Consider the following 25,264-nt stretch of genomic DNA (forward strand, 5'->3'; position numbering starts at 1 on the left):
ACGATGACGCGGGCATTCTGAATGAACGCGGCGCTCTCAGGTTTTTCGCGAGCAAGCCCGCTCCCACAGAAAAGCAGATCTGTTTTCGCTCTGGTTTTTGCTTTTGCTTTTAACACTCAAGCCGGCCGGGAGGCCGCTGTGCTTTTGCTTTTGATCTTAGGCACCCCGTCAACCACGATGGCCGGAGTGCGGGCATGCCGAGCCTAAGCGAGGCACGAGTGGCGGGGCAAAGACCTTTTACTTTTGGCTGGGCCGGCATTCCGGGCGTTTGCCAAAAGTGAGCCGCTGTAAGAGCGGAACCATAAGTCGCCGTTACCTAAATAACGGATATGCCCCCAAGCAACCGCTCAGCGCCCCCTAGCGAACAATCTTGTCCACCTGAATCCCCAGCTTCTTCAACCGATACCAAAAACTGCGCTCGGAAATCCCGATCTTCTGCGCCGCCGCAGCCTGCACCCCGTTGCTCTCCTGCAACGCAGCCATGATGTAAGCCTTCTCTACCTCAGCCAGCGCCGCATCCAGATCCTGCGGCACACCCGGCCCGTTGCTGAGTATCGCGCCCACCCCATCCTCAGCAGGCGTCGAAGCAAACAGATACGCCGGCAAATCAATATCCTCGATCACCGGCGTCGCCGCGACAATGGTCGCCCGCTCCACACAGTTCTGCAGCTCACGAATATTGCCCGGCCAGGAATACGCCGCCATGGCCTGCAACGCCTCGGGGCTGAAACCGGTGATGCGTTTGCCCGCCGTGGCACTCAAGGTCTGGGCAAAGTGCCGGGCCAGCGGCGCGATATCTTCCACCCGCTCACGCAAGGCCGGCAGCGGAATCGGAAATACGTTCAAGCGGTAGTAAAGGTCTTCACGAAACTCTTTGTTCGCCACCGCATCCAGCAAGTTCTTGTTGGTGGCAGCGATCACTCGCACATCCACCTTGCGCTCGCGCGGGTCACCCACCGGCTCGATCACCCGCTCCTGCAAGGCCCGCAGGATTTTCGCCTGCAACGCCAACGGCATGTCACCCACTTCATCGAGAAACAACGTGCCCTTGTCGGCCTGCATGAAGCGCCCGACCCGATCCGCCACGGCGCCAGTGAAGGCGCCCTTGCGGTGGCCGAACATCTCGCTTTCCAGCAAACCTTCGGGGATTGCCGCGCAGTTGACCGCCACAAACGGCTTGTCGGCGCGGTTGCCGTGCTTGTGAATGGCGCGGGCGACCATCTCCTTGCCGGTGCCGCTTTCGCCCGTCAGCAGCACCGTAGCGTTGCTGTCGCGCACCGAGTCCACGGCGTGCAGCACGCGGCGAAACGCCGGGCTGTCGCCCACCAGGCTGTCGAACTGCGCATGTTCATCCAACTCGGCACGCATGCGCGCGTTGTCGCGCATGATGTCGCGAAACTGCAGGGCCTTCGCCACCGTGATGTCCAGCTCGTCGATATCGAAGGGCTTGGCGATATAGTCGTAGGCGCCGTTGCGCATCGACTGCACCGCGTTCTTCACGGTGCTGTAGGCGGTCATCACGATCACCGGCAGTTGCGGGTAGCGCACCTTGATTTCCGCCAGCAGCGCCGGCCCGTCCATGCCGGGCATGCGCCAGTCGCTGATCACCAGGTCGATGTCTTCCTGCTCCAGCACCTTGAGCGCGTGCAGGCCGTTGCCGGCGGTAAACACCTGGATCCCGCTCTGGCTCAAGGCCGACGAAAGCAAGTCACAGAGCTTGGGTTCGTCGTCAACTACCAATACGTTATGCGTCATCACCATCCTCATCATCGCCGTCGTCTGCACCCTGGGCCGGAATGTACAGGCTGAAGGTGGCGCCGGCATCTGTCTCGCTGACACATTCGATGCTGCCGTCATGACTTTCCATGATCGAGAACACTTTGGCCAGACCCAAGCCCGTGCCCGAGGCCTTGGTGGTGACGAATGGTGTGAAGATCCGCTCGATCATGTCCGGCGCAATGCCCTCGCCGGTATCGCCGATGCTGATCACCGTATTGCCGCCCACGCTGTGGATGCCCAGGGTCAGGCGCCCGCCTCCGGGCATGGCGTCGATGGCGTTGAGAATCAGGTTCAGGCACGCCTGCTTGAGCTGCTTGGCATCGGCATAAATCGTCGCGCCGGGAGCCGCATCATCAATTTGCGCGTCGATGTTATGGGTCGCAAGCTCAGGCCCGCAGAAGCCGAGGATCTCCTCCACCACCGGGCGTGCCGCCTGCACGGTGCGCAGCGGTGCACTGGGTTTGGCGAAGTCGAGGAATTCGGTGATCAGGTCGTTGATCCGGCTGACTTCGCTGATCACGTATTCGAGGTGACGCTTGTCGGTTTCCGGCAAATCGGCGCGGCGATGCAGCAACTGGGTGGCCGTCTTGATAATGCCCAGCGGGTTGCGAATTTCATGGGCCAGGCCCATCGCGACTTCGCCCAGTGCATGCAGGCGGTCGCGGCGGCGCAGTTGCGCTTCCAGGTGATGCAACTCACCGAGGCGCTCGGTCATGTGGTTGAAGGTGCTGCTCAGTTGCGCCAACTCGTCGCCGCCGCTGACCGCCACACGGTGCTGATAGTTACCCGAGATCACCGCGCTGACGCCTTCGGACAGATCCCGCAATGGCCGCGTCAGGCGCTGGGACACCAGCATGCCCGCACCAAGGGACAACGCCGAGCTGAGCAGGAAGATCAACACGAACAGATTGCTCTGGTTCACCAGGCCCACCAGGCTGGTATGGCGCAGCAAGCCACTGAAGATCACCCCTTGCAGCTCGCCGGCATCGTTGAAGATCGGCCAGTACAAACCGCTGTAGTTGTTGGTGAATTGTTCGCTGGGTTGCTTGGTGCTGCGCAGCGCGGATTCGATACTCGAAGGAATCCGCGTGGGGTGATCGACGAAGCGCTGGGTGGAGAAAATCTCCGAAAACCCGGTGGGGTTGGCCAGGTACAAACGCAGGTCGAGGGAATGCACATCGGCCACGCTGGTCAGGAAACTGCTGTCCAGATAAGTGGCCACCAGCAGTTGATAATCGACGCCGTCCTCGCTGGTCTCGAAGGTGGACACCACAACCCCGGTGGTCACGCCACCCACTTCGACCGTCTGCAACACCGCATTACTGGCCAGGTTTATTTGCTTGACGATGTCGTCGGCGGCGGTGGTAAACACGATTTTGTGGTCACTGCTGCGGATCAGCGCGACCACGTCGATGTCGGTGGCGGCGGCAATATCAGCGGTCAGCTTGTCGTGTTTCTCGGCCTGGCGCGACGACGGCGGCTTGGTGTAGCGCAGGAACAGTTGGGCGACCCGGGCGTTGTCGTGGAGGATGTCGCCGATCTCGTCCTTGACGATCTTGGTCGACTCCTGCAGCCAGATACGCACGTTACTGTCGAAGATCTGCGACAACGTCGTGGCGGCCAGCTCCGCCGCGATCATCGTCGGAATTACCGTCACCAGCCAGAACGCCAACACCAGCTTGCGCTGGACGCTCCAACGCGAAATGGCAAAGGGGCGGGCTTTTTGGCGGGTCTTGTTGATCATCAGGTTTCGCTTATCGCAGCAGCCATGGCAGGGTCGGATCGATCCGGTCGGAGAAACACTTTTGCAACGAACAGCGCACGGTTGACCAGCCAGTTACGGTGGCGGAAAAACATGCTGTTGCCCTGGAACTCGCAGCCCAGCAGCAACTTGCTGGCATAGCCGGCCTGACCACATTCATATAACGCAATATCGTTGCGAATACAGTAGTCGATGTTGGTTAACCAACTGCGCACCGCCAGGCTGTATTCGCGACTGTAGTCACTGTCTTCGCCGAAAAACTTGTCAATCAGGCGATCCCGGTTAAGCAGGATCAGGTTGAACGCCACCAGTTGCTCGTCCACCCAATAAAGCACACAGACCGCACGTTCCTGCAGCTGTTCAAGGATACCGGTGAAATAGCCTGCCGGCAGTCGCTCGAACTGCAGGTCGGAGCGTTCCAGGGTGGCCTCATACAGCGCCATGATGCGCGGCAGTACGTCGTCGATGTTGCGTCGCCACTCGACACGCGGGCCCGGCGCACGCAGTTTGCGGCGCAGGTCCTTGCGGGTGGCTTTGTCCAGCGAACCGAGGTAGGCGTCCACTGAACCAAAAGGGATCGGCAACAAGGCCGTTGGCAGGCTGGGCATGCTCTGGAAACCCGCGCCAAGGCAGCTGTTTGACCAGCCTTCGTCCCTGGTCGGTGCATCCTTGACCGCCACCAGCCCGACGCCGAACGTATCGGCATCCTGGCGCGCGGCAGCGAGCAATTGCGCAAGCAGAGCCTCGCGCCCTGATTCGGCAACGTGGCTGGCGATGCCCGCATTGCACTGCTCCGCCACCGGCGAGCCGATGGCATACAGGCCCAACTTCAAAACACCCGGCCACAGTCGCTCCAGGCGCTCGGTAAAGCGCTTGCCTACGCCTGACACGGTGGTGTCCAGGCGATACCGCGTGATGAACGCCGGTGCGACCGCCACCAGCCTTGCATCGTCAAACACCGCGAGGTAGCGCCACTGAAAGTCATCAATAGCGGCGTTTTCCACGGCCACGTAATAGTCCCAATCCTCCAGGGCATCGGGAAAACAGTCGTTCCAGGCACTGCGTTCGATGGCCCGAATGGTCGAAAAGGCTTGGGCGGTGATCACGTCAAATCCTTAGGGTTCAAGCCAGCTGTCGATAATCTTCAGGTGCCTCTGTGGCGTGTGCGTGCTGCCCGACAAACTCGGCACTCAACTCGATCACCCGACGGTATTGCAGGTCGACGGTGATCATGTGGTAGCAGTTGTCCAGCAGGATCTTGGTCACGGGGCCGCCGAGATGGCGTTCCACGTAATCGGCGTTCCAACGGCTGGTGATGTCATCCTCGATGGAATGCAGCACCAGGGCCGGGGTCTTGATCGATGGCATGAGCTTCTTCACCACGGCATTCATCCAGTGCAACTCGCGCACCGTGACGCCCTCCATGGTCAAGAGACCCGCCTCGCTGCTCTCCCCTTCCTTCATCTGCCGCTCGACGATCGCCCGCAGGCGCTCGTTCTTGATGCCGTAGGGCGGCTTTTCAGTAAAGCGGAACAGGCGCACACCGAAGGGAATACGGATCAGCAAGGGCGTGATGAACGCCATCTTGTTGATGCTCCAGCCGTCGTACTTCAACGTCGTGGAGTACATCAGCAAGCCGGCAACCTGGCCGGGGAACTGCGACGCCACGTACATCGACATCACCGCGCCCATCGACAAGCCGCCGACGAATACCTGCTCGTGGCGCTGTTTCACCGCGACGAAGGTCTTGCGCACGCCTTCGTACCAGTCCTGCCAGCCAGTGGCTTGCAGGTCGCTGTTGTCCCCGCAGTGGCCGGCCAGGGTCGGCACGTACACCGTGCAGTTACCGACCTTGGCCAACCCCTGGGCCACCCGACGGAGTTCCGTCGGGGTGCCCGTCAGGCCGTGGATCAACAGGATCCCAATCGGACCGCTACCGAGAACGAAGCCGGCATCACCTTCACCGAGGTCGATCTCGTGGCTGCTCACCGTTTGGTCGCTCGCACAAGCAGTTGCTCGAGCAGCTTCAGGCCCAGGTCGATTTCCGGGTAGCTGATTTCCAGCGACGGTGCCAGGGTGATCACGTTCTTGTAGTAGCCGCCCACGTCGAGGATCAGGCCGAGTTTCTGACCGTCAACCACCATGTCGCCCTTCATGCCTTCCTCGACCATGTAGTCCAGGGTCGCCTTGTCCGGAGTGAAGCCGTCCGGGCCGCAGATTTCGCAGCGCAGGGCCAGGCCCAGGCCATCGACGTCGCCGATGATCGGGAAGCGCTTTTGCAGCTCTTGCAGGCCGGCCAGGAAGTATTTGCCCTTGGCCATGACCATTGCGCCGTAGTCGACTTCGCTGGTCATCTTGAACATTTCCAGGCCTACCGCGGTGCCCAACGGGTTGGACGCGAAGGTGGAGTGAGTGGAGCCTGGCGGGAAGATCTTAGGGTTGATCAACTCTTCCTTGGCCCAGATGCCGCCCAGCGGGTTCAGGCCGTTGGTCAATGCCTTGCCGAAGACGATCACGTCCGGCTTGACGTCGAAGTGTTCGATCGACCACAGCTTGCCGGTACGCCAGAAGCCCATCTGGATTTCGTCGACAACCATCAGGATGCCGTGCTGGTCGAGGACCTGCTTGAGCTCGCTGTAGAAGTTCATCGGCGGGATCACGTAGCCGCCGGTGCCCTGGATCGGCTCGACGTAGAAGGCGGCGTATTCGCTCTGGCCGACTTTCGGGTCCCACACACCGTTGTATTCGGTTTCGAACAGACGGGCGAACTGCTGCACGCAGTGGCTGCCGTATTCTTCCTTGGTCATGCCTTTAGGGCCGCGGAAGTGGTACGGGAACGGGATGAAGTTGGCGCGCTCGCCGAAGTGGCCGTAGCGGCGACGGTAGCGGTAGCTCGAAGTGATCGACGAAGCGCCAAGGGTACGGCCGTGGTAGCCGCCTTCGAAGGCGAACATCAGGCTCTTGCCGTTGGTGGCGTTACGCACCACTTTCAGGGAGTCTTCGATGGACTGCGAACCGCCCACGTTGAAGTGCACACGACCGTCGAGGCCGAATTTTTTCTTGGCGTCGACTGCGATCATTTCCGACAGCTCGATCTTGCCTTTGTGCAGGTACTGGCTGGCGATTTGCGGCAGGGTGTCGATCTGCTGTTTCAGCGCGTTGTTCAGGCGCGGGTTGGCGTAACCGAAGTTAACGGCCGAGTACCACATTTGCAGGTCGAGGTAAGCCTGGTCTTCGGTGTCCCACACGTAGGAGCCTTCGCAGCGGCTGAAAATGCGCGGCGGGTCGATGTAGTGAACGGTGTCGCCGTAGGAGCAGTACTTGGCTTCTTTATCCAGAAGAACCTGGTCTTCTGCGGTAGCGATGCGGATATCAGACATGGTGGAAGAGTTCCTGATTGTCGGAAGAGGTGCTGAAGGAGGTGGCGTTGGCGGCGATGCCCTGAGGCAGCTTGGCCAGCAATGCCGGCAGTTCGGCGAAGGTGTCGAACCGCGCGTAAGGGATGTTGTTGGTTTCGCAGTAGTCGGCCAGGCTGGCCTTGGCGAAGACGAAGTCGGCGGTGGAGGCCACGCACATGTCGGACTTGCCGTCGCCGATCACCAGCACGCGCTTGTTGCGCGGCGTGGACTTGCACTTGCAGTTGCCGGAGGCGGCACGGCAGGCGTCGCTGGCATACGGGAAGTCGATGCGCCAGCTGTTCTGGTCGACCTGGCGCAGGCGGTTGGCGAGGATCGGCAGCAAGGTCACGTAGTTGCGCGACAGAATCCGCGCGATGCCTTGTTCGATGCCATCGCTGACCACTTCAATGGAAGCGCCCAGGCCCATGACGTGGTCGACGAAGTCCGGGAAGTCCGGATCGATCTCGACGCTGTCGAAATACGCCAGCAACTCGGCCGGGGTCGCCTTGATCAGCGCCAGTTGACGGCTCAGGCATTCGCGCGAACCGATGTGCCCATCCAGCCATTCCTGCTCGATGGTTTCCCACTCGGGGCCGGCGAAGCGTTGGAGGACGTTGTCGATGACGTCGGTAGGAGTGATAGTCCCGTCGAAGTCACACACGATATGCCAGTGGATCATCTGCATTTACCTATGAAGTAGGAACGCGCTGTTGCGCTTGCAGGGGATAGAGCATGGAGTGTGCCAAGTGCCACCAACCCCTGTTTTCAAAGGGTTTGGCGGGTATCGGCGTGTGGTTGTGTCGGAACTTGCTACAATTTTTGTAGCTTGCTACAACCTAGATGAGTGCTTGCCTAAGGCAGGGCGTTTGCGCGTTCATGCGCGCATGTTCACAAAAGGAAATGGCTCCATGTTCAGGGTTACTTTTGCTGTACTCACCGGTTTGCTGGGGCTGTGGGGCGTTTGCGGCGCTGCGCTGGCGGATGGAATTACCGGTGAAGCCGGCGCAGGCGTCAGCTATCAGCCCCACGATCCCACGGGCAGCCGCTACGAAACGCGGCCGATCCCGTATTTCGACCTGGATTGGGGGAGTGTCAGCCTGGGTACCGACGATGGGCTGACCTGGAGTGCGCTCAATACCAACGGTTTTACCGCGGGGCCCTATATCAATTACCTGCCGGGGCGCACGGCCAATGGCTCGTTGCGTGGGTTACGCGATGTTTCGGACATGGCCGAGATCGGCGGTTTCATCCAATACGCTCCGGCTGAGTTCTGGCGGGTGTATGCACAGGTGGGTCAGGCCGTGGGCGGGGCGCGTGATCAAAGCGGCGTGGTGGGCAAGCTCGGCGGCGAGTTGGGTTATCCGTTGGGGAGCGGCATTATCGGCAGCACCGGCTTGATGGCGCACTTTGCCGATGCCCGCCAGGCGCAGACGTTTTTCGGGGTGGATGCCAATGAGGCTGCGGCCTCGGGGTTTCGGCCGTATAACGCCAGTGCCGGGTTTCAGAACCTGACGTTGACGCAGAGTTTTGAGTTTCCTTTGGATGCGAAGTGGTCGCTGTTGACCAGTGCCAGTTGGATACACCTGGTGGGGTCAGCGGCCAACAGCAGCATCGTCAAGGAGACCGGGGATGTGAATCAGGGGCAGGTGCAGACGGCCATCAGCTATAAGTTTGATTGAAGCAACAGCAAAATCAAAGGCGGGCACGCTCCAAATGTGGGAGCGGGCTTGCTCGCGAAGGTCGTTAACGATGACTCGGGCATCCTGATTCAACGCGGCGCCCTCTGGTTCTTCGCGAGCAAGCCCGCTCCCACATAAAGCGGCTCTGCTTTTGCTTCTAACACTCAGGTCGGCTGCTTTTGATTTTTATCTGACAGCCCCATTCAGCCCTTGGCCTCACTGATAATCTGCCGAATCGCCCCGACAAACGCCTCAGCCGGCTGCCCACCACTCACCGCGTACTGATCGTTGAACACGATGGTAGGCACAGAAGTCACCCCGCGAGACACCCACAACTGCTCCTGCTCCCGCACCTCGGCGGCATATTCGTCCGAAGCCAGAATTTCCTCTGCCCGCACACGGTCCAGCCCAACACCCTCGGCAATCCCCGCCAACGTCCCGTGATCAGACGGATCCTGCTGGTCAGTGAAATACGCCTTGAACAATGCTTCCTTGAGGTTGTACTGCAACCCCTCAAGCCCCGCCCAATGCAACAGACGATGCGCATCAAACGTGTTGTAGATACGACTCTGCCCGTCCGTACGAAACGCAAACCCCAACTCCGCACCCATATCACGAATCCGCGCCCGGTTAGCCTGGGACTGCTCAGCCGTGGAACCGTACTTTTCAGTGATGTGCTCGGTAATGTTCTGCCCTTCGGCAGCCATGTTGGGGTTCAGCTCAAACGGCTGGAAATGAATCTCGGCCTGCACCTCCGGACCCAGTTGGTCCAGGGCCTCGGTCAAGCCACGCAGGCCAATGATGCACCAGGGACACGACACGTCGCTGACGAAATCGATTTTCAGGGGAGTACTCATGACTAGGCAACCTCGCTGGCATTAAACGCCGGAAAGGTCCCACGATACACCCCGTCAAGCCCTTACAAAACCTTCGCAGGCACCACCGGGTCGATCTGCGCCCAATGCGCCGCATCCTGCCGATGCGCTTGCAAGTAGGGCAAGACCGCCGCCAGCAACGGCGCCTTGAACGCCTCCTGGAAACGATGGGCCAGCCCCGGAATCAGCCGCAACTGGCTGCCCTGGATATGCGCCGCCAGGTGCACCCCATGCATCACCGGCAACAACGGATCGGCCGTGCCATGCACCACCAGCGTCGGCACCCGCAGTTGATTGAGCAACGGCACCCGGCTCGGTTCGGCAAGGATCGCCATGATCTGGCGCTTCACACCGTCAGGGTTGAACGCCCGGTCGTACGACTGCGCCGCCTGCTGCAACAGCACCTTGCGATCATCCTTCACATAAGGACTGCCCAGCGCCGCCAGCAGGTCGGCCTGTTGTTCCAGGGCCACTTCACGATTGGGCGCGCTGCGGCGCGACAACAGTTGCACCAGCGCCGCACTCGGTGCCGGCAGGCCTTCGGCGCCGGAGCTGGTCATGATCAGCGTCAGGCTTTCCACCCGTTGCGGCGCCATGGCCGCCAGGTGCTGGGCGATCATGCCGCCCATGCTCGCGCCCAGCACGTGGAACTGCTGAATGTGCAAGCCGTCCATCAAGCCCAGTGCGTCATCCGCCATGTCGGTCAGGGTGTAGGGCGCCGCCACCGGCAGACCGAGCTTGTAGCGCAGCACTTCGAAGGTCAGGTTGGCGCTGGCCGGTGCCTGGCGCCAGGTGGACAGCCCGACATCACGGTTGTCATAACGAATCACCCGAAAGCCCTGCTCACACAGGGCCACCACCACTTCGTCCGGCCAGTGGATCAACTGCCCGCCCAGGCCCATCACCAGCAGCAAGGCCGGGTCGGAGGCACGACCAATGCTCTGGTAGGCCAGGCTCACCTGTTCCAGATCAACCCGTTCAGTCGGGACATTCACATCACATCGAGAAGCCGCAAAGGACGGCAGGCCGAATAACAGAGCGGCCATGAAAAACAACACGCGCATGAAAAACACCGAAACGCAGAACCCCAGTAGAGCGCGAGTCTGATGAACTTTGTACAAGCGCGCTGCCACAGTTCAGTGACAGTTTGATGAAGGGCGCCCAACGGTCATCCGCGTATCTATCTATCACCTCACGCCCTGGCCCCGCCTTTTTAATGGTGCATTCACCGGCAAGCCCGGTCTCACCAGAGCATGAACACACCATCATGAGTGACCTCACCCTACTTCCCCCGTCTGCCACCCTGAGCGACTTCGCCTCACCGTCGCTTCCAGGCCAGGCCCGCCTCCAGGACCAAAGCCTGTCCCTGCAAGCCTCAGCGCGCTGGCGCGAAAGCCAACAGGAGCTGCATCAACTGATTGCCCAGGCACCCGGCGTACGTGACTCCATCGAACAACTGCTCACAGAGCATTGGCAACTGGGCGCCGCACCGGTCGGCCTGGGATTTCTCAAGACCGAAGATCACGACGAGCACTTCGTCAGCCTGGTGGATGCCTGGGGATTTATCTGCCAGTTTCCAGACATCTCCCCCACCCTGGATACGCGCAGCACCGTGGTCGGCCTGGCGTCCCACCGCCTGTCAGCCCTCACGCCCGTGCAATTGCTCAAGCGGCTCCAGGCACTGGGCCTGGGGAAACTGCTCAGCGCCCGCTGGGAAAACTATTGGAGTACCCGGGCGCCGGGTACGCCGTTGTCCCGTCGCGAGCGGGCGGCACAACTGTACTGCCAGCATTTCGAGGCCTGCGGGCAATCGGCCTATGCCCAGGGAAGGCTGGGTGCCCAACAACTGATCTCGTTGCAGACAGTGCTCAACCCGGTCACCACCCCCAATGGCGTACGCCCCGTCGAGACCTGCCAGCTGGCGTTGCTGCTGCCCGACCAGAGCAAGGTCAAATTGGCTGGCGCCTGGGTCATCTCCGTGGGCCAGGAGCCGCTGTTGACACAAACCCTGTACCTGCCCTGCCGGCAACCCGGCGTGATGGTCTTCAGCCAACGCCGCGACATGGAGCAGTGGCTGGTCGCAGCGCATCAGCAACTGATCCCGCCGGACGTCGCGGCTGACGCTGTCACCGTCGAATACAGCTCGCGCACCGAACCCCTGGAGCACGGCATTCTGGACCTGCTGTCGCACCTGCACGCGGCTCAGTTGGAAAGCCTGCGCAACCGTCATCGCAATGGCAGTGACCTGGCCCGTTACGCCAGCCATGCCCTGGATGATGCCGACCGCCTGGACAGCCAGCGCCGGGAAATCCCGATGCTTATCGCACCGCATCAACCGGCAGATACGCCCGGCCCGGACGCTGACGACCTGCCTCCTGCCCTGCCCTTCGGCCACCTCAGCGCCGACATTGCCCTGGGCCAACGCTGGGCCGCGATCAGGCTGCAACGCAGCGCACTGGAGCGCTTCCTGGGCGATGGCCCTGAGCAAACCGCCCGGCTGGCGCAGTTGAAGGGTTTGATGCAAGCGCTGAAAGACGCAGAGCAGGCCGGCAATGATGCCGCCAGCGGCCTGCTGGCAAAAAAAGCCGCCTTTGATCAACTTGAGCTGCGGCAAAAACCCAATCCGGACTATGACGCGCTTTACCAGGCGCGGCTCGCCGCCCTGCGCGCCGAGGGTGCCATCCAGCATGCGCTCCAGCAGATCAGCGATGAAGAACACGGCCTGCTCCTGGCCGTCACGGAACACCCCGCGGCCCCGGAACGCCGCCCGGCTGTCGCGGTGACCCGCCTGATCCTCTCCAGCCGTGACCCAAGGGAAGGTTCCGAGGAGCTGACAGGCCTGTTGCTCATCACCCAGACCAGCGCGCTGACCTCTTCGGCGCCCCACAGCCTGTTGCTGTACTGGCCCGGCAATGCAGGCGGCCTGCAGCGTTTCGAATCCCGCCAAGCCCTGGAACACTCGCTGTTCAAGCTGTCGAGCGAAGCGCAGGACGTCACCCTGCAATTGTCGCTGCTCACCGGCGACCCGATTGAATACTCGTTGCAACAGCAGCTGTACGCCAGCGAACAACAGGCGTATGCGCTGATCTCCCTCTTCCCGGTGCCTCCGTTCGGCCAGGAGCGAACCGAAGGCCTGGACAGACTCAAAGAGCAAACCCTGTTTACCCTGCAAACCCCGGTGTGCCCGGCGCGGGAACTGGCGTACGGACAACTGCTCGAGCAACAACGCAGCAGCACCCTGGCCGGGGCACTGCCTGGGGAGTTGAGCCAGTTGCCGGCAGATGAACGCCTGGCACTCAAGCACCTGATTCAAGCGCAGATCAGCGCCCTGCATCGCTCGCAGCAATTGCTCGAACGCGAGCTGGAACCCTTCGACGACTTCGGCCAGCGCCGCCTGGACCAACGCCTGCGCGAAGACTTCCAGCTTGAACACACCTGGTCGGTGCAACTGGACCTGCCCGATACGGTCAGCCAGGAGCGCGAATACCTGTCCGAATACGCGGGCCCGGGTACACCGTTCAAGTATGTGACGGTGCCCAGTACCCGCCGCAGCACCCTGTCATTGTTGCAACTGGCCCAGCAAAACATCGACCCGACGCTGGCCCAGCGCCTGACCTACATGAAGCTCGATGTCTCCGGCCCCAATGCCCCTGAAACCACCCGGCTGACCACCGGCCTGTCCCTGGAATACCTGAAGACCCTGGTCAAGGAGCTGGACCTCGCCGGGGCCTACGAAAGCTTGATCACCCGCACCTTCCTCGGTGATCCCGCGGCGGCGCCTTTCACCACGCAGCACCGTCGCGAATGCCTGACCGAGCCCCTGCGCCTGATGCTAATGCTGCAAGGCAAACGCGCGCGGGCCCTGGGGCGATTCGACGACAACGATCTGCGGCTGCTGAACATCGCCATCGACGCCGACAACGCGGATGCCTGGCAGGCGCAGGGCAAGAAAATCGCGCTGCTGCCGGCCACACTGAGTGCGGGCGGTGAAGATACCGACTTTGGTCCGACCACCCTGTCAGGGGTCACCTTCATCCAGGAACAAATCTCCGGCACAACCCTGCTGTACCTGCCGAACAGCCCGGACAACCAGGACCTGCGGCGCTACGCGAGCCTGGAACTGGCCCGCAAGGCGCTCTACGACCTCAGCCTGGTCAGCGGCATGAGCGCCTACCTGGCAGGCCTGGCCATCAAGGGCGACACCGCCGCCCACCTAACCCGGATCGCCCAGGCCCAGCAACGGAATTTTGATCCGGTCTTTGCCGTCGGAACCCCGTGGCCGGCCACCACATCGCTGGCCGCCCATTTGCTGAACGCCCATATGGGCCGCGTCATAGAAGCGCATCGCGCGACCTCGCGCTCCAACGCAGCCTTGTTGCTGGAGCAGAATGCGCTGCGCGCCGGGCTGATCTTCAACTACCTGAAAATCGCCCTGGGACTGGTGCCTTTCGTGGGTTCGGTCGTCGCGCTGTATGACGCCTGGTCCAGTGCCAACCTGGCCACTGCCGCGTTCCTGCGCGGGAACGTTGGCCATGGCCTGGCCGAGGTCGAGGCGGTGCTGTTGTCGCTGATCGACTGCGCCATGGATATTCTGCCGGGCAGCCTCGCCCTGCCGGTCAACGCCCGCGCCGCCACGCGCCAGCGTCAATTGCGCCATCTGGCCAGCAGCGCCGCCAGCCTGCACCTGCCCTCGGTCACCCAGGCTCGGCGGGCGGCACAGCGTTTCGCCGGTTATGAATATGAAGGAGTGATCTCGCTGGCCGGGCTGCAACCGCAGACCCACGGTTTTTATCGCAATGTGTACCGGCATACCGAAGGCGACTTCATCATGCGGCGCGGGCGCATCTATCAGGTTGAGCTGGCCGGCGATCCCCTGGACTGGCGCCTGAGCCCGACCCGCAGCAAAACCTACAAGCAGCCGATTGCCCTGGATGAAAACGGCGAATGGGACACTCACTACGGCGTCTACGGCAGCGCATTCAAGGGCGGCCTGGCGGGTGGCGGCAGCGTGCTCGGGCATATGGCCGAAGTGCTTGATCCGATCTGGCCCCAGGCGATTCGTGATTACTTGCCACGCTGGTGGACCGACCGCGCCCTGCGCCGCCAACAGGCGCTGGCCAACAGTATCAACAGCCGCGAAGACCTGATTGCGCTCTCCATTAACCGAACCGAAGAACTGATGGCCCGCACCGACAGCGCAGGCCCGGCGATCCGCAGATCCTTCGAGCAGGACATCGAACTGTACAGCCGCCAGTATCAGGAACTGACGGAGTTCGTGCCCTTTACCAGCGGCAACCGCCAGCGCGCGATCAGAGAGGACATGAGCCGCAATGCGGCGCGCCTGACCCTGACCACCCTGAACCGGGCGCGCTATCACTTCAAGCAGATCGAGGCACGGATCCTGGAGCTTGGAACCCATAACATGACCGCCATCTCCCCCGAGGTTTTCGACACCTTGGCAATCGTTCCCGCCATGCTGGAGATCCTGCGGCAGCGTAAAAGGATCAGCAGCGAGATTCTGCGTGACCTGGACCGGATCGATGCCGACTTTTCCCAGTTCAACCGCTGGTTCGATCAGGTTACCGATGCCGCCCACCGTACCCGGCTAAGCCCGATGCTGGAGCAATTCCGACGTACGCTCAATGACAGCTACCGCACGCACCTGAAATTCTTACACCGCTTCGATACCCTTGAGACTTACCCCGAAGTTGCCGAGCTGTCTTGGTTCTACTTGCGGGCCCAGGCCCGGGACAGCTACGCCAAAGTCAACCGGGCATGGGCTTCGCATTTTGAACTGCCCAACGCCAGCGCCAACATCACACAGCGGCGCAAGGTGCTGGAAGACTGCATACAGGCCTATGAACAATTCCGGCTGACCATCCGCACCTGGAACCTCGGTTACCCCCAGCATTTCGACCAGGCGCAACTCAGTGCGTTTTTCGTCGACATTGACCAGATGATCGAACTCGCCCGCCGGGCCATCAAGGAGTCGCCGGCAAGCCGCCCACCGGCCGGGCAACCCGTGCGGCGGGTATTCGACACCGAGGACAATATTTCCCTGGTGGGCACCGAGAGCATCGACCCACAAACCCAAGCCACCACTTACCAGGTTGAGAGCGCCAGCGGGCGCGTCGAGACCTGGGTGAAGGGCCCCGGCGGCAAGTCCCGGCTCAAGGATATTGCCGCCTCGGAACCCGCGCCGCCGGAGTCCAACGTCAAGCCGTTCGTGGTGAGCGAAGCCAGGGCTCGCCTGGACAACGTCGCGCTGTACGAAAGCCGCGCCACCGCCTACACCGAGCAAAAAATGCTGCCGGTGGACCTGGAGCACCTGCTGGTCAGCGAAGCGGCCGAGTTGAACCTGCGGGCCAATCGCCTGGAACGCCTGGGCCCTACCGAGGACCTCGTGCGCCAACTGCGGGCCAAGGCCATGGAGCTGACCATCAAGGGCCGCAACCTGCGAATCCGCCAGACCCTCGCCAGCAAAACCCCCACCGAAGGCTATCTGGACTACCTTCGCGAACAACGGGTGGTGGAGATTCGCAAGGGCGAACCGGCCCGCAACCTCAATGAAGGCAAGAAAGGACGGGCGGATTATCTTCAGGAATACGTGGTTCAGGACCTGACACAAACGCCGCCCGCCACCCTGTGGTACGCGCACTTTCATTACGACAAGGCCGGGGCGCAGTTCGACGAGTTCATCAAGGCCCACTTGAAGATTCCCGAGCAGCGCAACCTGGGCCTGCAATGGCAAGTCGCCCAGGCGCAAGCCGGGGCCGCGGTGGACCCTATCTGGCGCGGCAATATCGGGCGAGCGCTGGCCACCCGGCACTTTGCCGGGGTGTGAGGAGGCGGGACTTGAGCACGACGGTCGACAGGCCTATCAACATGAGACAAACTCAACCGATCCGAATTTGTCACAAGTTATATTCATGGAGACCCCGTGCTCGAAATCCGCCATCTCAAGACCCTGCACGCCTTGCGCGAAGCCGACAGCCTGGTGGAGGCCGCTGAGCGCCTGCACCTGACGCAATCAGCACTCTCCCACCAGTTCAAGGAACTGGAAGAGCGCATGGGCATGCAGTTATTCGTGCGCAAGACCAAGCCGCTGCGCTTCACCAGCGCCGGCCTGCGCCTGCTGCAACTGGCGGACGCCACCCTGCCCTTGCTGCGCGGTGCCGAACGCGACATCGCGCGCCTGGCCGGCGGCACGGCCGGGCGTTTGCACATGGCCATCGAGTGCCACAGTTGCTTCCAGTGGTTGATGCCGACCATCGACCAGTTCCGCGATGCCTGGCCGGAAGTCGAGCTGGACCTGGCCTCCGGCTTCGCCTTCGCGCCGCTGCCGGCCCTGGCCCGTGGCGACCTGGACCTGGTGGTGACCTCGGATCCGCTGGAGCTGCCGGGCATCACCTATGTACCGCTGTTCACCTACGAAGCCATGCTCGCCGTGGCCAACCAGCACCCGCTGGCGAACAAGCCGTACATCGTGCCCGAAGACCTGATCAGCGAAACCCTGATCACCTACCCGGTGGAGCGGGATCGCCTGGACATCTTCACCCGCTTCCTGGAACCGGCGGATGTAGAACCGGCCCAGGTGCGCACCTCGGAACTGACGGTGATGATGATGCAGTTGGTGGCCAGCGGTCGCGGCGTGTGCGGCATGCCCCATTGGGCGCTGCATGAATACAGCTCCCGGGGGTATGTGAAGGCCAAGCGGCTGGGGGAGAAAGGTTTGTTTGCCACGCTGTACGCCGGGATTCGCGCCGACATGCTGGACGCGCCGTACATGCGTGATTTTCTGCTGACGGCCAAGGACACCTCGTTTTCGACCCTGGACGGCGTCAGCGCCGTTCGCTGACCTGTAGCGGATACCTGTGGCGAGGGAGCTTGCTCCCTCGCCACAAGATCAGGCAGGGATCAGAGAGGCGCGGTAGAACGGCAGAATCAAATCCCGGGTCAGCGGCGCAAGCTGCAAACCGCCGTCGCCCGCCGGGTCGATCCAGCACACCTCTTCAATCTCGGCAGCCGGCATCACCGCCACGTCGATGTGCACCTGGAACAAATCGGCCTGCACCACAAACCCCGGCTCATTCGCCGCCGGCGCCGAGAACTGCCCAAGGTACACAGCCGCCGCCGGATCAACTCGCAGGCCCAGTTCTTCGTGCAGCTCACGGGCCAAAGCCTCTGCGGGTTGCTCGCCGGCATCGATCTTGCCGCCCGGCTGCATGAAGGCCTGGGTGCCGCGCTTGCGTACCAGCAGGGTCTGGCCGTCGCTGCCGATCAGCAGGGCGGCGGCGATGCGAATGGTGGAGGTCATGAAAAGGTCGCCTTGAATACAAAGGCGCAAGGATCCCATGAACCGGTCTCACCCCGAAAGCAGTGCCTCATCCGGCTCCTTGATGAACACGCTGTACTTCGCCCCTTCCATGGCCTCGAACGCAATCAGCTTGTCCACCAGCGGCAGGTTCAACACCTTGCCGGCGTTGAGCAGCAGCATGCCGTTGTCGGCGTTGAGGTTGCGCGCCAGCACCATGCCTTCGGCCAGTTCGCGGGTGGTCAGGACCTTCACCGACGGGTCGCCCAGGGTCACGTCGCTGAGGAACGCGGCGCACGCCTGGACGAAGTCCTCGACCATGTCCGGGTCGTAAAGGCGCCCGGCGTATTTGCGGATGTAGAGCAGCGCTTCGTCGCTGTTCATCTGCCGTTCGAGGATCAAGCCGCGTTGCAGTTCGATGAAGTCCACCGCCAGTTTCAACAGGCGCGAACCTACAGGTATTGCTTCGCCCTTGAGGTGGTCGGGAAAGCCGCTGCCGTCCCAGCGTTCCTGGTGATGGCGGATCAAGCGTGCCGCGTCTTTCATCGGTTCCAGGGTCATCAGCAACGATTCGCTCTGGGCCGGATACGCCCGGTACCGCTCACGGTAGGTGCTGTGCAGCAGGTCGCTGGGAGAGACCATCATGTTGTCGCTCCAACTCAACTTGCCGATGTTGTAGAGCGCGGCGGCCATGGTCAGGTCGCGATTGCTGGCCTCATCCAGGCCGCGGCCGTGGCACCAGGTGCGCACCAGCTCGATGATCTGCCGGTTGGTTTGCTTGGCTCGGGGCAAGCGCAGGTTGGCCAGCAGCGAAAACACTTCGGTGCCGGTGGCGTAGCTGTGTTTGAGTTCTTCGTAGGCCAGGTCGAGCATGTCAGCGGTTTGCTGCAGCTCGCTGGTGCGTGAGGCCACGCGTTTTTCCAGGCTGGCGTTGAGTTGCTTGAGTTCGTCGTTCTGCTGGCGGGTCAATTGCTCCAGGCGCAGGCGCTCACGCTCGGAGTGTTGATGGGCCAGGGATTGCCGCAACGCCAGCAGCAGTTCTTCGTCTTTCCAGGGTTTGCTCAGGTAGCGGTAGATCTGCCCTTCGTTGATGGCCTTGATGATCAGCGTCAGGTCGGTTTCACCGGTCAGCAGGATGCGCACGGTGTGCGGGTAATCATGGTGGATCTGCGCAAGCAGGGTGGCGCCGTCCATGTCCGGCAGGCGCGCGGCACTCATCACCAGGTCGACGGGTTGCTGCGCCAGAATCGCCAGCGCGTGAGCGGCGTCGGTGGCGCTGCATAATTCAAAGGGTTCCAGGCGCAGCAACTGCGTCAGGCGGTCCAGCACGTCCGGGTGTGCGTCAATCAACAGCACCACCGGGCGGTCGGGATTTGCGAAGTTCACTGACTCTCCCATGGGGCACCTCGTATAGCGTCGATGTGCGTGTCCTACGGTCAAGGTAACAGCCTCCTGGCCATTACCCAGCAGTTTAGTCGGTTTTTCTTTGCAGTGATGGCCTTGCGACATCACTTCGTCAGATGGGCATAAAAAAGGGCCACTTCATTGAATGAAGCGGCCCTGAGGTAACGCGCGGTGCATCACGCCTCGGCGGTTTTACCGGCCGAACCAAACGATGCAAATCGCTTGTTGAAGCCGGCGATGCGGCCTTCGGACTGGGTCTTGCGCTGTTGGCCGGTGTACACCGGGTGCGAGGCACTGGACACGTCCAGGAGCACGTAGGGATAGGTGTTGCCGTCGCTGTGTTGTTGCGTACGGTCCGTTTCCACGGTGGAACCGATCAGGAAGAAAACGTCGGCGGCGGTGTCATGGAACAACACGGTGCGGTAGTCGGGGTGGATACCAGGTTTCATAAGGCCTCCGGGGCGTCTGGGTGAACATCAAGTGTTATACAGTAACACAAATGATGCACCCAAACGAGAACCGATTGCAATAAGAATAGACCCCGAGCTTCTATGCGGCTTCCTGGAAGTCCATTTCCGGGGGCTGCCGGGAGAAGCCCCGCGTCAGGAAACCCAGGTACACCAGGCCAATCGCCAACCAGCTCAGGCCCAGGTAAATCGCCAGGTGATCAAGGCTGACCATCAACCACAAATCCGCCACCAGGCCGATGGTCGGGAACACCAGGAACAGCACCAACTCCCGCAAACCGCGCTGCTTGGCACCGATCCAGTAGTGGAAGATCACCGACAGGTTCACCAGGCTGAAAGCCAGGAACGCACCGAAGTTGATGAACGAGGTGGAGGTGGTGACGTCCAGTCTCAACGCCAGTAACGCAACCACCGCGCACAGCAGGATGCTGTTGACCGGCGTACCGAAGCGCGCGTGCAAAGTACCGAAGAACGACTTGGGCAACACCCCGTCGCGCCCCATCGCAAACAGCAACCGCGAACCGCTGGCCTGCGCCGACAGCCCCGAGGCGAACTGGCCGACGATCAGGCCGATCAGGAAGATCGACACAAACAGGTCGCCGCCAATGTTGCGGGCAATCTCGTAGGCGGCAGAATCCACGTCGGTGAACTCGAACGATGGGTGGGCGATCTGCACGAAGTACGACACACCGACGAAGATCAGCCCGCCGATCAGGGTGATCAGCATGATCGCCCGGGGAATCGTGCGGCGCGGGTCGCGGGTTTCTTCGGTCAGGGTGCTGACCGCGTCAAAGCCCAGGAACGAATAGCAGGCGATCGCCGCACCGCTCATGATCAACGGCATTTGCATCTGGCCGTTGAAGAACGGGGTGATGGTCCACAGCGGCTTGCTCGCATCACCGCCGATGTAGTGGATGCACAGCGCGACGAAGGCGACCAGCACCAGGAACTGCACCAGCATCAGCAAGGCGTTGATGCCGTTGGCGAGTTTCAGGCCGATGATGTTGATCACACTGGTGACCCCGATAAACGCCAGTACCCAGACCCATTGCGGCACGGCCGGGAAAGCCGAATGCAGGTAGGCCGCGCCGATCAGCCAGATGGCCATGGGCAGGAACAGGTAGTCGAGCAACACCGCCCAACCGGCGATAAACCCAAGCTTGGGGCTGATGGCCTTGCGCACATAGCTGTAGGCGGACCCGGCCACCGGGAACGCCGAGGCCATGCGGCCGTAGCTCATGGCGGTGAAGAACATCGCCACCAGGGCGGCCAGGTAAGCGGCCGGGACCATGCCGGCGGTGGATTGCGCCAGGATACCGAAGGTGCCCAGGACAATGATCGGTGTCATATAGGCGATGCCAAACAGCACCACCGACCCTAACGACAGGGTGCGTTGCAAACGAGCCATGAGCGATTCTCCGCGCAATTATTAGATTTATGGCAGAACTGAAGTCGGTGCAGCGAACGCAATAATTTTTATGGTTGAAGCAGCTTTTTGGTGAAATGCAGCTTCTGTGGCGAGGGGGCTTGTCCCCCGTTGGGCTGCGAAGCGGCCCCAGAAAAAGCGGGAGCGCTTCGCACTCCAACGGGGGACAAGCCCCCTCGCCACAACAGCATCCTTGCCACGAGACCCGTGTCAGGGTTTGGGGATCAACAATTCCCGCGTCCCGTCCTCGCGCTCAATCACCTCCCCCGGCAATTTCAAGCGCTGGTCATCCAGGTAGCGATAGTCCTGTCGCGCCGCCGCCAGTTGTCCCAGGTCCAGTTCAACGCTGAACTGCCCTTCCCCGCGCCCGGCTTCAAACAGCAAGCTGCCGAACGGATCGACCAGCGCACTGCCACCGGCGAACATCAGGCCGTCGTCGCCCTCTTCCACTCGGTTGACCATCAGCGCGAACGCCTGGTTTTCCTGGGCGCGGGCCATGATCGCAGTGCGGTGGGTGGGGCCGTACGGGTCCATGTTGCCGTTGGTGACGATCAACACTTCAGCGCCCAACTGCGCCAGGGCCCGGGCGGTTTCCGGGAATTCGATGTCGTAGCAGATCAACAGGCCAACTCGCACGCCGTTCCACACGCAGGTGGCGTAGCGGTCACCCGGGGTGAAGACGCCGCGGTCCGAGGCCCACAGGTGGGTCTTGCGATAGCGCAGGGCGATGCCGTCCGGGGTGATCATCAAGGTGGTGTTATAGAATTGGCCCGCGTCGCTCTCGGCCATGCCGATGACCACGGCGATATTGCGCGCGCGGGCGGCCTGGATAATCGCCTGCACGGTCGGGCCGTCCACAGGCTCGGCCACCTCGGCCACGGTGCCGGCGGTCGGGAAGCCCATCAGGTGGGTTTCCGGGAATACGACCAATTGGGTATCCGCCGCACACGCAGCAATTGCCGCCAACGCGCGCTCAAGGTTGTAAGCTGTGCCGTTATCGCGGCCTGCCAGCTGGGCAAATTCGACCTTCATGGTTATTCCTTGTTCTTTATCTGTGGCGCAGTATGCGCAGCCGCGAACACTCGGGAAATCACGCAGCCGGGTTAACCCTATGGGGGTAGATGCATGACATTGTCGCTGGAAGACATCGCCTGGCACCGTTCGGTGGGGCAGATGATAGACGCCCTGGACCAGCCGAATTTCTGGACGCAGCTTGTCCGGTTGCTGGACCAATATGTGCCGTTCGACAGTTGGGTGGTGTTGCTGTTCAGCAGCGAGCACAAACCCCTGGTGTTCGCCGAATGCCCGGGCCAGGACGGCGAACCCGACCATCTGTTCCAGGATTACCTCAACGGTTTATACCTGCTCGATCCCTTCTACATCGCCAGCCGCGAACACTCGCGCACCGGGCTGTTTCGCCTGGCCGAAGTGGCCCCGGAGCATTTCGAGCTGACCGAGTATTACCAGCGCTACTTCCGGCTGAACGTGGTGGCCGATGAAATCCAGTTCAACTGCCAGCAACCGGATGGGCGAACCCTGTGCCTGTCCCTGGGCTCCAAACAGCGCTTTGACCCACAGCAGATTGCCCTGCTGTCGCTGATTCAACCGTGGGTACTGGGCTTGCTGCGCCAGCGCCTGCCCCATGAACTCAACCAGGTGAGCGCTCCGGAGCAGCCTATCCACAACGATGGCTGGGGCGCGCAACTCACCGCGCGCGAGCTGGATGTGGGCCGTTTGATGCTCAGTGGTTGCTCCAGCAAGGAAATCGCTCGTAAGCTGGAAATCTCTGTTGAAACCGTGAAAGTCCATAAGAAACATATGTACAGCAAGCTAGGGATCAAATCCCAGTCGGAGCTGTTCTCGATTTTTCTGCAGGCGCAAAACGCCTGATCGAGCCCTGTAGGAGCGAGCTTGCTCGCGAAAAACGTCAATGCACCGCGGTCATCCAGACAACCGCGCTATCGTTAACGACCTTCGCGAGCAAGAACTAGGCGTCCCCCTCGCTCCTACAGGATAAAAACTAAGGAACCCTGTATGAGCCTGTCCTTGTTAAGCCGTTACGCGTTCTTTGCCGTCTGCGTCATTTTCACCCTCGCCAGCATGCCGTTTATCGAACACGAATGGCTGTGGCCGATCGCCGTGGTCACCGGCATCCTTAGCCTGATCGGCATTTTCGACCTGCTGCAAAGCCCCCACGCGGTGCGCCGCAACTACCCGATCCTGGGCAATATCCGTTACCTGGTGGAAGGCATCCGTCCGGAAATCCGCCAGTACCTGCTGGAATCCGACAGCGACGCCCTGCCCTTCTCCCGGGCCCAGCGCTCGCTGGTCTATTCCCGCGCCAAGAATGAAAGTGCCGACAAACCCTTCGGCACGCTGATCGACGTGTACCAGTCGGGCTTTGAGTTTATCGGCCACTCCATGCGCCCCGCGCCGCTGAGCGACCCCAGCGCGTTTCGCGTGATCGTCGGCGGCCCGCAATGCAAGCAGCCCTACTCGGCCTCGGTGTTCAACATCTCGGCCATGAGCTTCGGTTCGCTGAGCGCCAACGCGATTCGCGCGCTCAACCAGGGGGCCAAGCTCGGCAACTTCGCCCATGACACCGGTGAAGGCAGCATCAGCCCCTATCACCGGGAAAACGGCGGCGACCTGACCTGGGAGCTCGGCAGCGGCTACTTCGGCTGCCGCACCAGCGCCGGCCTTTTCGACCCGGAACGCTTCGCCGTGCAGGCGCAGAACCCGCAAGTGCGGATGATCGAAATCAAGATGAGCCAGGGCGCCAAACCGGGCCACGGCGGGATCCTGCCCAAGCACAAGGTCACCCAGGAAATCGCCGACACCCGCGGCATCATGATGGGCGAGGACTGCATCTCGCCGTCGCGCCACAGCGCGTTTTCCACTCCCATCGAAATGATGCACTTCATCGCCCAGCTGCGTGAACTGTCGGGCGGCAAACCGGTGGGCTTCAAGTTCTGCCTGGGCCACCCGTGGGAATTCATGGGCATCGCCAAGGCCATGCTCGAAACCGGCATCCTCCCGGACTTTATCGTGGTGGACGGCAAGGAAGGCGGCACCGGCGCCGCGCCGGTGGAGTTCACCGACCACATCGGCGTGCCCCTGCGTGAAGGCTTGCTGTTCGTGCACAACACCCTGGTGGGCTTGAACCTGCGGGACAAGATCAAGCTCGGCGCCAGCGGCAAGATCGTCAGCGCGTTCGACATCGCCAGCGTCCTGGCCATCGGTGCCGACTGGGCCAACTCGGCGCGGGGCTTCATGTTCGCCATCGGCTGTATCCAGTCGCAAAGCTGCCACACCAACAAATGCCCCACCGGGGTAGCCACCCAGGACCCGTTGCGCCAGCGCGCACTGGTGGTGCCGGACAAGGCCCAGCGCGTGTTCAACTTCCACCGCAACACGTTGAAGGCCCTGGCAGAAATGCTCGCTGCCGCCGGTCTCGACCACCCTTCACAACTGTCGGCCAAGCACCTGGTGCGGCGCATGTCGGCCACCGAGATCAAGCTGTTCTCGCAGTTGCATGTATTCCTGAAACCTGGCGAATTGCTCACCGGCGAAGTGAACGGCGAGTTTTATTCGCGCATGTGGCAGATGGCACGGGCCGATAGTTTTGAGCCGAATGAAATCGCCGCGGCCTGAGCCCGCACTGAACAACCCCGCTGAACCGGACCACCGAACGGCATCGTTGAAACAAGGAGCTTCACCATGCCGTTACTCGACTTCACCGCCCTTGCCGCCCAACTGCCGGACACCTGGAAATCCACCCGCGTGGGCCAGGTCGGCCCGGCGCGGATCAAGGTGCTGCGCATGGATGCACAGGCTTATGAAGAAGAAACCCACGACTACAACGAAGGGCTGTTGGTGATCGACGGCCTTTTGCGCCTGTCTATTGGCGAGGAGGCCATCGACGTCGGCGCCGGTCAGATGTACCTGGTTGAAGCCGGCATCGCCCACGCGGTACTCGCCGGCAGCCAAGGCACGCTGGTGATCATCGACGTTTAAACAAAGCGATGAGACATTCAGCAAAAAACTCAGCTTTGCAATTGCTTACAAATACCGCCAACCTGCGCCCGCCCGACGTACGGCTCGACTGAAGCCGTCGTCCACTTGTCATTACTAAACCCCTTGTTCAAGAGCCCGCTGCC

Annotated in this window: 19 protein-coding genes; 6 read left to right on the forward strand and 13 right to left on the reverse strand. The window is 61.7% G+C overall.

What is annotated here, in order from left to right; genetic code table 11:
* Positions 1 to 357 precede the first annotated feature (357 nt).
* From ACIOMR_RS10645 to ACIOMR_RS10670, 6 genes are read right to left on the reverse strand one after another with little or no spacing between them, the layout of a single operon-like run.
* Positions 358 to 1,755 carry a sigma-54 dependent transcriptional regulator gene (locus ACIOMR_RS10645; RefSeq protein WP_003216481.1) on the reverse strand — a complete coding sequence of 466 codons (1,398 nt, stop codon included), beginning with the start codon at positions 1,753 to 1,755 and terminating at the stop codon, positions 358 to 360.
* Positions 1,745 to 3,523, reverse strand: a complete 1,779-nt coding sequence (locus ACIOMR_RS10650; RefSeq protein ID WP_177027747.1) for a HAMP domain-containing sensor histidine kinase — start codon at positions 3,521 to 3,523, stop codon at positions 1,745 to 1,747. The genes ACIOMR_RS10645 and ACIOMR_RS10650 overlap by 11 nt, the downstream gene beginning before the upstream one ends.
* A complete protein-coding gene (locus ACIOMR_RS10655) occupies positions 3,523 to 4,647 on the reverse strand; it encodes a GNAT family N-acetyltransferase (protein WP_003216477.1) in 1,125 nt (374 codons plus the stop codon). The genes ACIOMR_RS10650 and ACIOMR_RS10655 overlap by 1 nt, the downstream gene beginning before the upstream one ends.
* Positions 4,648 to 4,663: 16 nt before the next feature.
* On the reverse strand, positions 4,664 to 5,530 hold the full coding sequence (locus ACIOMR_RS10660) for a carboxylesterase (RefSeq protein ID WP_003216475.1): 867 nt from the start codon (positions 5,528 to 5,530) through the stop codon (positions 4,664 to 4,666).
* Positions 5,527 to 6,921 carry an aspartate aminotransferase family protein gene (locus ACIOMR_RS10665; RefSeq protein ID WP_003216473.1) on the reverse strand — a complete coding sequence of 465 codons (1,395 nt, stop codon included), beginning with the start codon at positions 6,919 to 6,921 and terminating at the stop codon, positions 5,527 to 5,529. Before ACIOMR_RS10665 ends, ACIOMR_RS10660 begins: the two co-directional genes overlap by 4 nt.
* Positions 6,914 to 7,618, reverse strand: a complete 705-nt coding sequence (locus ACIOMR_RS10670) for an MtnX-like HAD-IB family phosphatase (protein ID WP_008435530.1) — start codon at positions 7,616 to 7,618, stop codon at positions 6,914 to 6,916. The genes ACIOMR_RS10665 and ACIOMR_RS10670 overlap by 8 nt, the downstream gene beginning before the upstream one ends.
* A gap of 229 nt (positions 7,619 to 7,847) precedes the next feature.
* Between ACIOMR_RS10670 and ACIOMR_RS10675 the strand changes: the two genes are divergently transcribed.
* Positions 7,848 to 8,618, forward strand: a complete 771-nt coding sequence (locus ACIOMR_RS10675; RefSeq protein ID WP_401193965.1) for a MipA/OmpV family protein — start codon at positions 7,848 to 7,850, stop codon at positions 8,616 to 8,618.
* 203 nt (positions 8,619 to 8,821) lie between these two features.
* Here the strand turns inward: ACIOMR_RS10675 and ACIOMR_RS10680 are convergent, their stop codons facing one another.
* Positions 8,822 to 9,475 (reverse strand): DsbA family oxidoreductase, encoded by a 654-nt coding sequence (locus tag ACIOMR_RS10680; protein ID WP_003216466.1) that lies wholly within the window; start codon positions 9,473 to 9,475, stop codon positions 8,822 to 8,824.
* 62 nt (positions 9,476 to 9,537) lie between these two features.
* On the reverse strand, positions 9,538 to 10,557 hold the full coding sequence (locus ACIOMR_RS10685) for an alpha/beta fold hydrolase (protein WP_032899419.1): 1,020 nt from the start codon (positions 10,555 to 10,557) through the stop codon (positions 9,538 to 9,540).
* 203 nt (positions 10,558 to 10,760) lie between these two features.
* Here ACIOMR_RS10685 and ACIOMR_RS10690 point away from each other — a divergent pair, with 203 nt between their 5' ends.
* Both ACIOMR_RS10690 and metR read left to right on the forward strand, forming a co-directional pair.
* Positions 10,761 to 16,337, forward strand: coding sequence for a dermonecrotic toxin domain-containing protein (locus ACIOMR_RS10690; RefSeq protein ID WP_401193968.1), 5,577 nt, complete (start codon positions 10,761 to 10,763; stop codon positions 16,335 to 16,337).
* Between the two features lie 96 nt (positions 16,338 to 16,433).
* Positions 16,434 to 17,351: a transcriptional regulator MetR gene (gene metR / locus ACIOMR_RS10695; RefSeq protein WP_003216460.1), complete on the forward strand. Its 918-nt coding sequence runs from the start codon at positions 16,434 to 16,436 to the stop codon at positions 17,349 to 17,351.
* A 48-nt stretch (positions 17,352 to 17,399) separates the two neighbouring features.
* Here the strand turns inward: metR and ACIOMR_RS10700 are convergent, their stop codons facing one another.
* The 5 genes from ACIOMR_RS10700 to ACIOMR_RS10720 all read right to left on the reverse strand — a co-directional run bounded on the left by ACIOMR_RS10700 (position 17,400) and on the right by ACIOMR_RS10720 (position 22,136).
* Positions 17,400 to 17,810, reverse strand: coding sequence for an NUDIX domain-containing protein (locus tag ACIOMR_RS10700; protein ID WP_177036176.1), 411 nt, complete (start codon positions 17,808 to 17,810; stop codon positions 17,400 to 17,402).
* A 48-nt stretch (positions 17,811 to 17,858) separates the two neighbouring features.
* Entirely contained in the window at positions 17,859 to 19,205 is a 1,347-nt protein-coding gene (locus ACIOMR_RS10705; RefSeq protein WP_177122513.1) for an HD domain-containing phosphohydrolase, read from the reverse strand.
* Between the two features lie 182 nt (positions 19,206 to 19,387).
* On the reverse strand, positions 19,388 to 19,660 hold the full coding sequence (locus ACIOMR_RS10710; RefSeq protein WP_003216453.1) for a type B 50S ribosomal protein L31: 273 nt from the start codon (positions 19,658 to 19,660) through the stop codon (positions 19,388 to 19,390).
* 100 nt (positions 19,661 to 19,760) lie between these two features.
* A complete protein-coding gene (locus ACIOMR_RS10715) occupies positions 19,761 to 21,086 on the reverse strand; it encodes an APC family permease (protein WP_003216451.1) in 1,326 nt (441 codons plus the stop codon).
* 228 nt (positions 21,087 to 21,314) lie between these two features.
* Positions 21,315 to 22,136 (reverse strand): carbon-nitrogen hydrolase family protein, encoded by an 822-nt coding sequence (locus ACIOMR_RS10720; RefSeq protein WP_003216449.1) that lies wholly within the window; start codon positions 22,134 to 22,136, stop codon positions 21,315 to 21,317.
* Positions 22,137 to 22,229: 93 nt separating this feature from the next.
* Between ACIOMR_RS10720 and ACIOMR_RS10725 the strand changes: the two genes are divergently transcribed.
* The 3 genes from ACIOMR_RS10725 to ACIOMR_RS10735 all read left to right on the forward strand — a co-directional run bounded on the left by ACIOMR_RS10725 (position 22,230) and on the right by ACIOMR_RS10735 (position 25,121).
* Positions 22,230 to 22,994: a LuxR C-terminal-related transcriptional regulator gene (locus ACIOMR_RS10725; RefSeq protein WP_003216446.1), complete on the forward strand. Its 765-nt coding sequence runs from the start codon at positions 22,230 to 22,232 to the stop codon at positions 22,992 to 22,994.
* 144 nt (positions 22,995 to 23,138) lie between these two features.
* Positions 23,139 to 24,758 carry an FMN-binding glutamate synthase family protein gene (locus ACIOMR_RS10730; protein ID WP_003216444.1) on the forward strand — a complete coding sequence of 540 codons (1,620 nt, stop codon included), beginning with the start codon at positions 23,139 to 23,141 and terminating at the stop codon, positions 24,756 to 24,758.
* Between the two features lie 66 nt (positions 24,759 to 24,824).
* A complete protein-coding gene (locus ACIOMR_RS10735) occupies positions 24,825 to 25,121 on the forward strand; it encodes a cupin domain-containing protein (RefSeq protein ID WP_003216439.1) in 297 nt (98 codons plus the stop codon).
* The last annotated feature ends 143 nt before the right edge of the window (positions 25,122 to 25,264 follow it).

This window comes from Pseudomonas sp. NPDC087814 (assembly GCF_044742865.1).
GTDB lineage: Bacteria > Pseudomonadota > Gammaproteobacteria > Pseudomonadales > Pseudomonadaceae > Aquipseudomonas.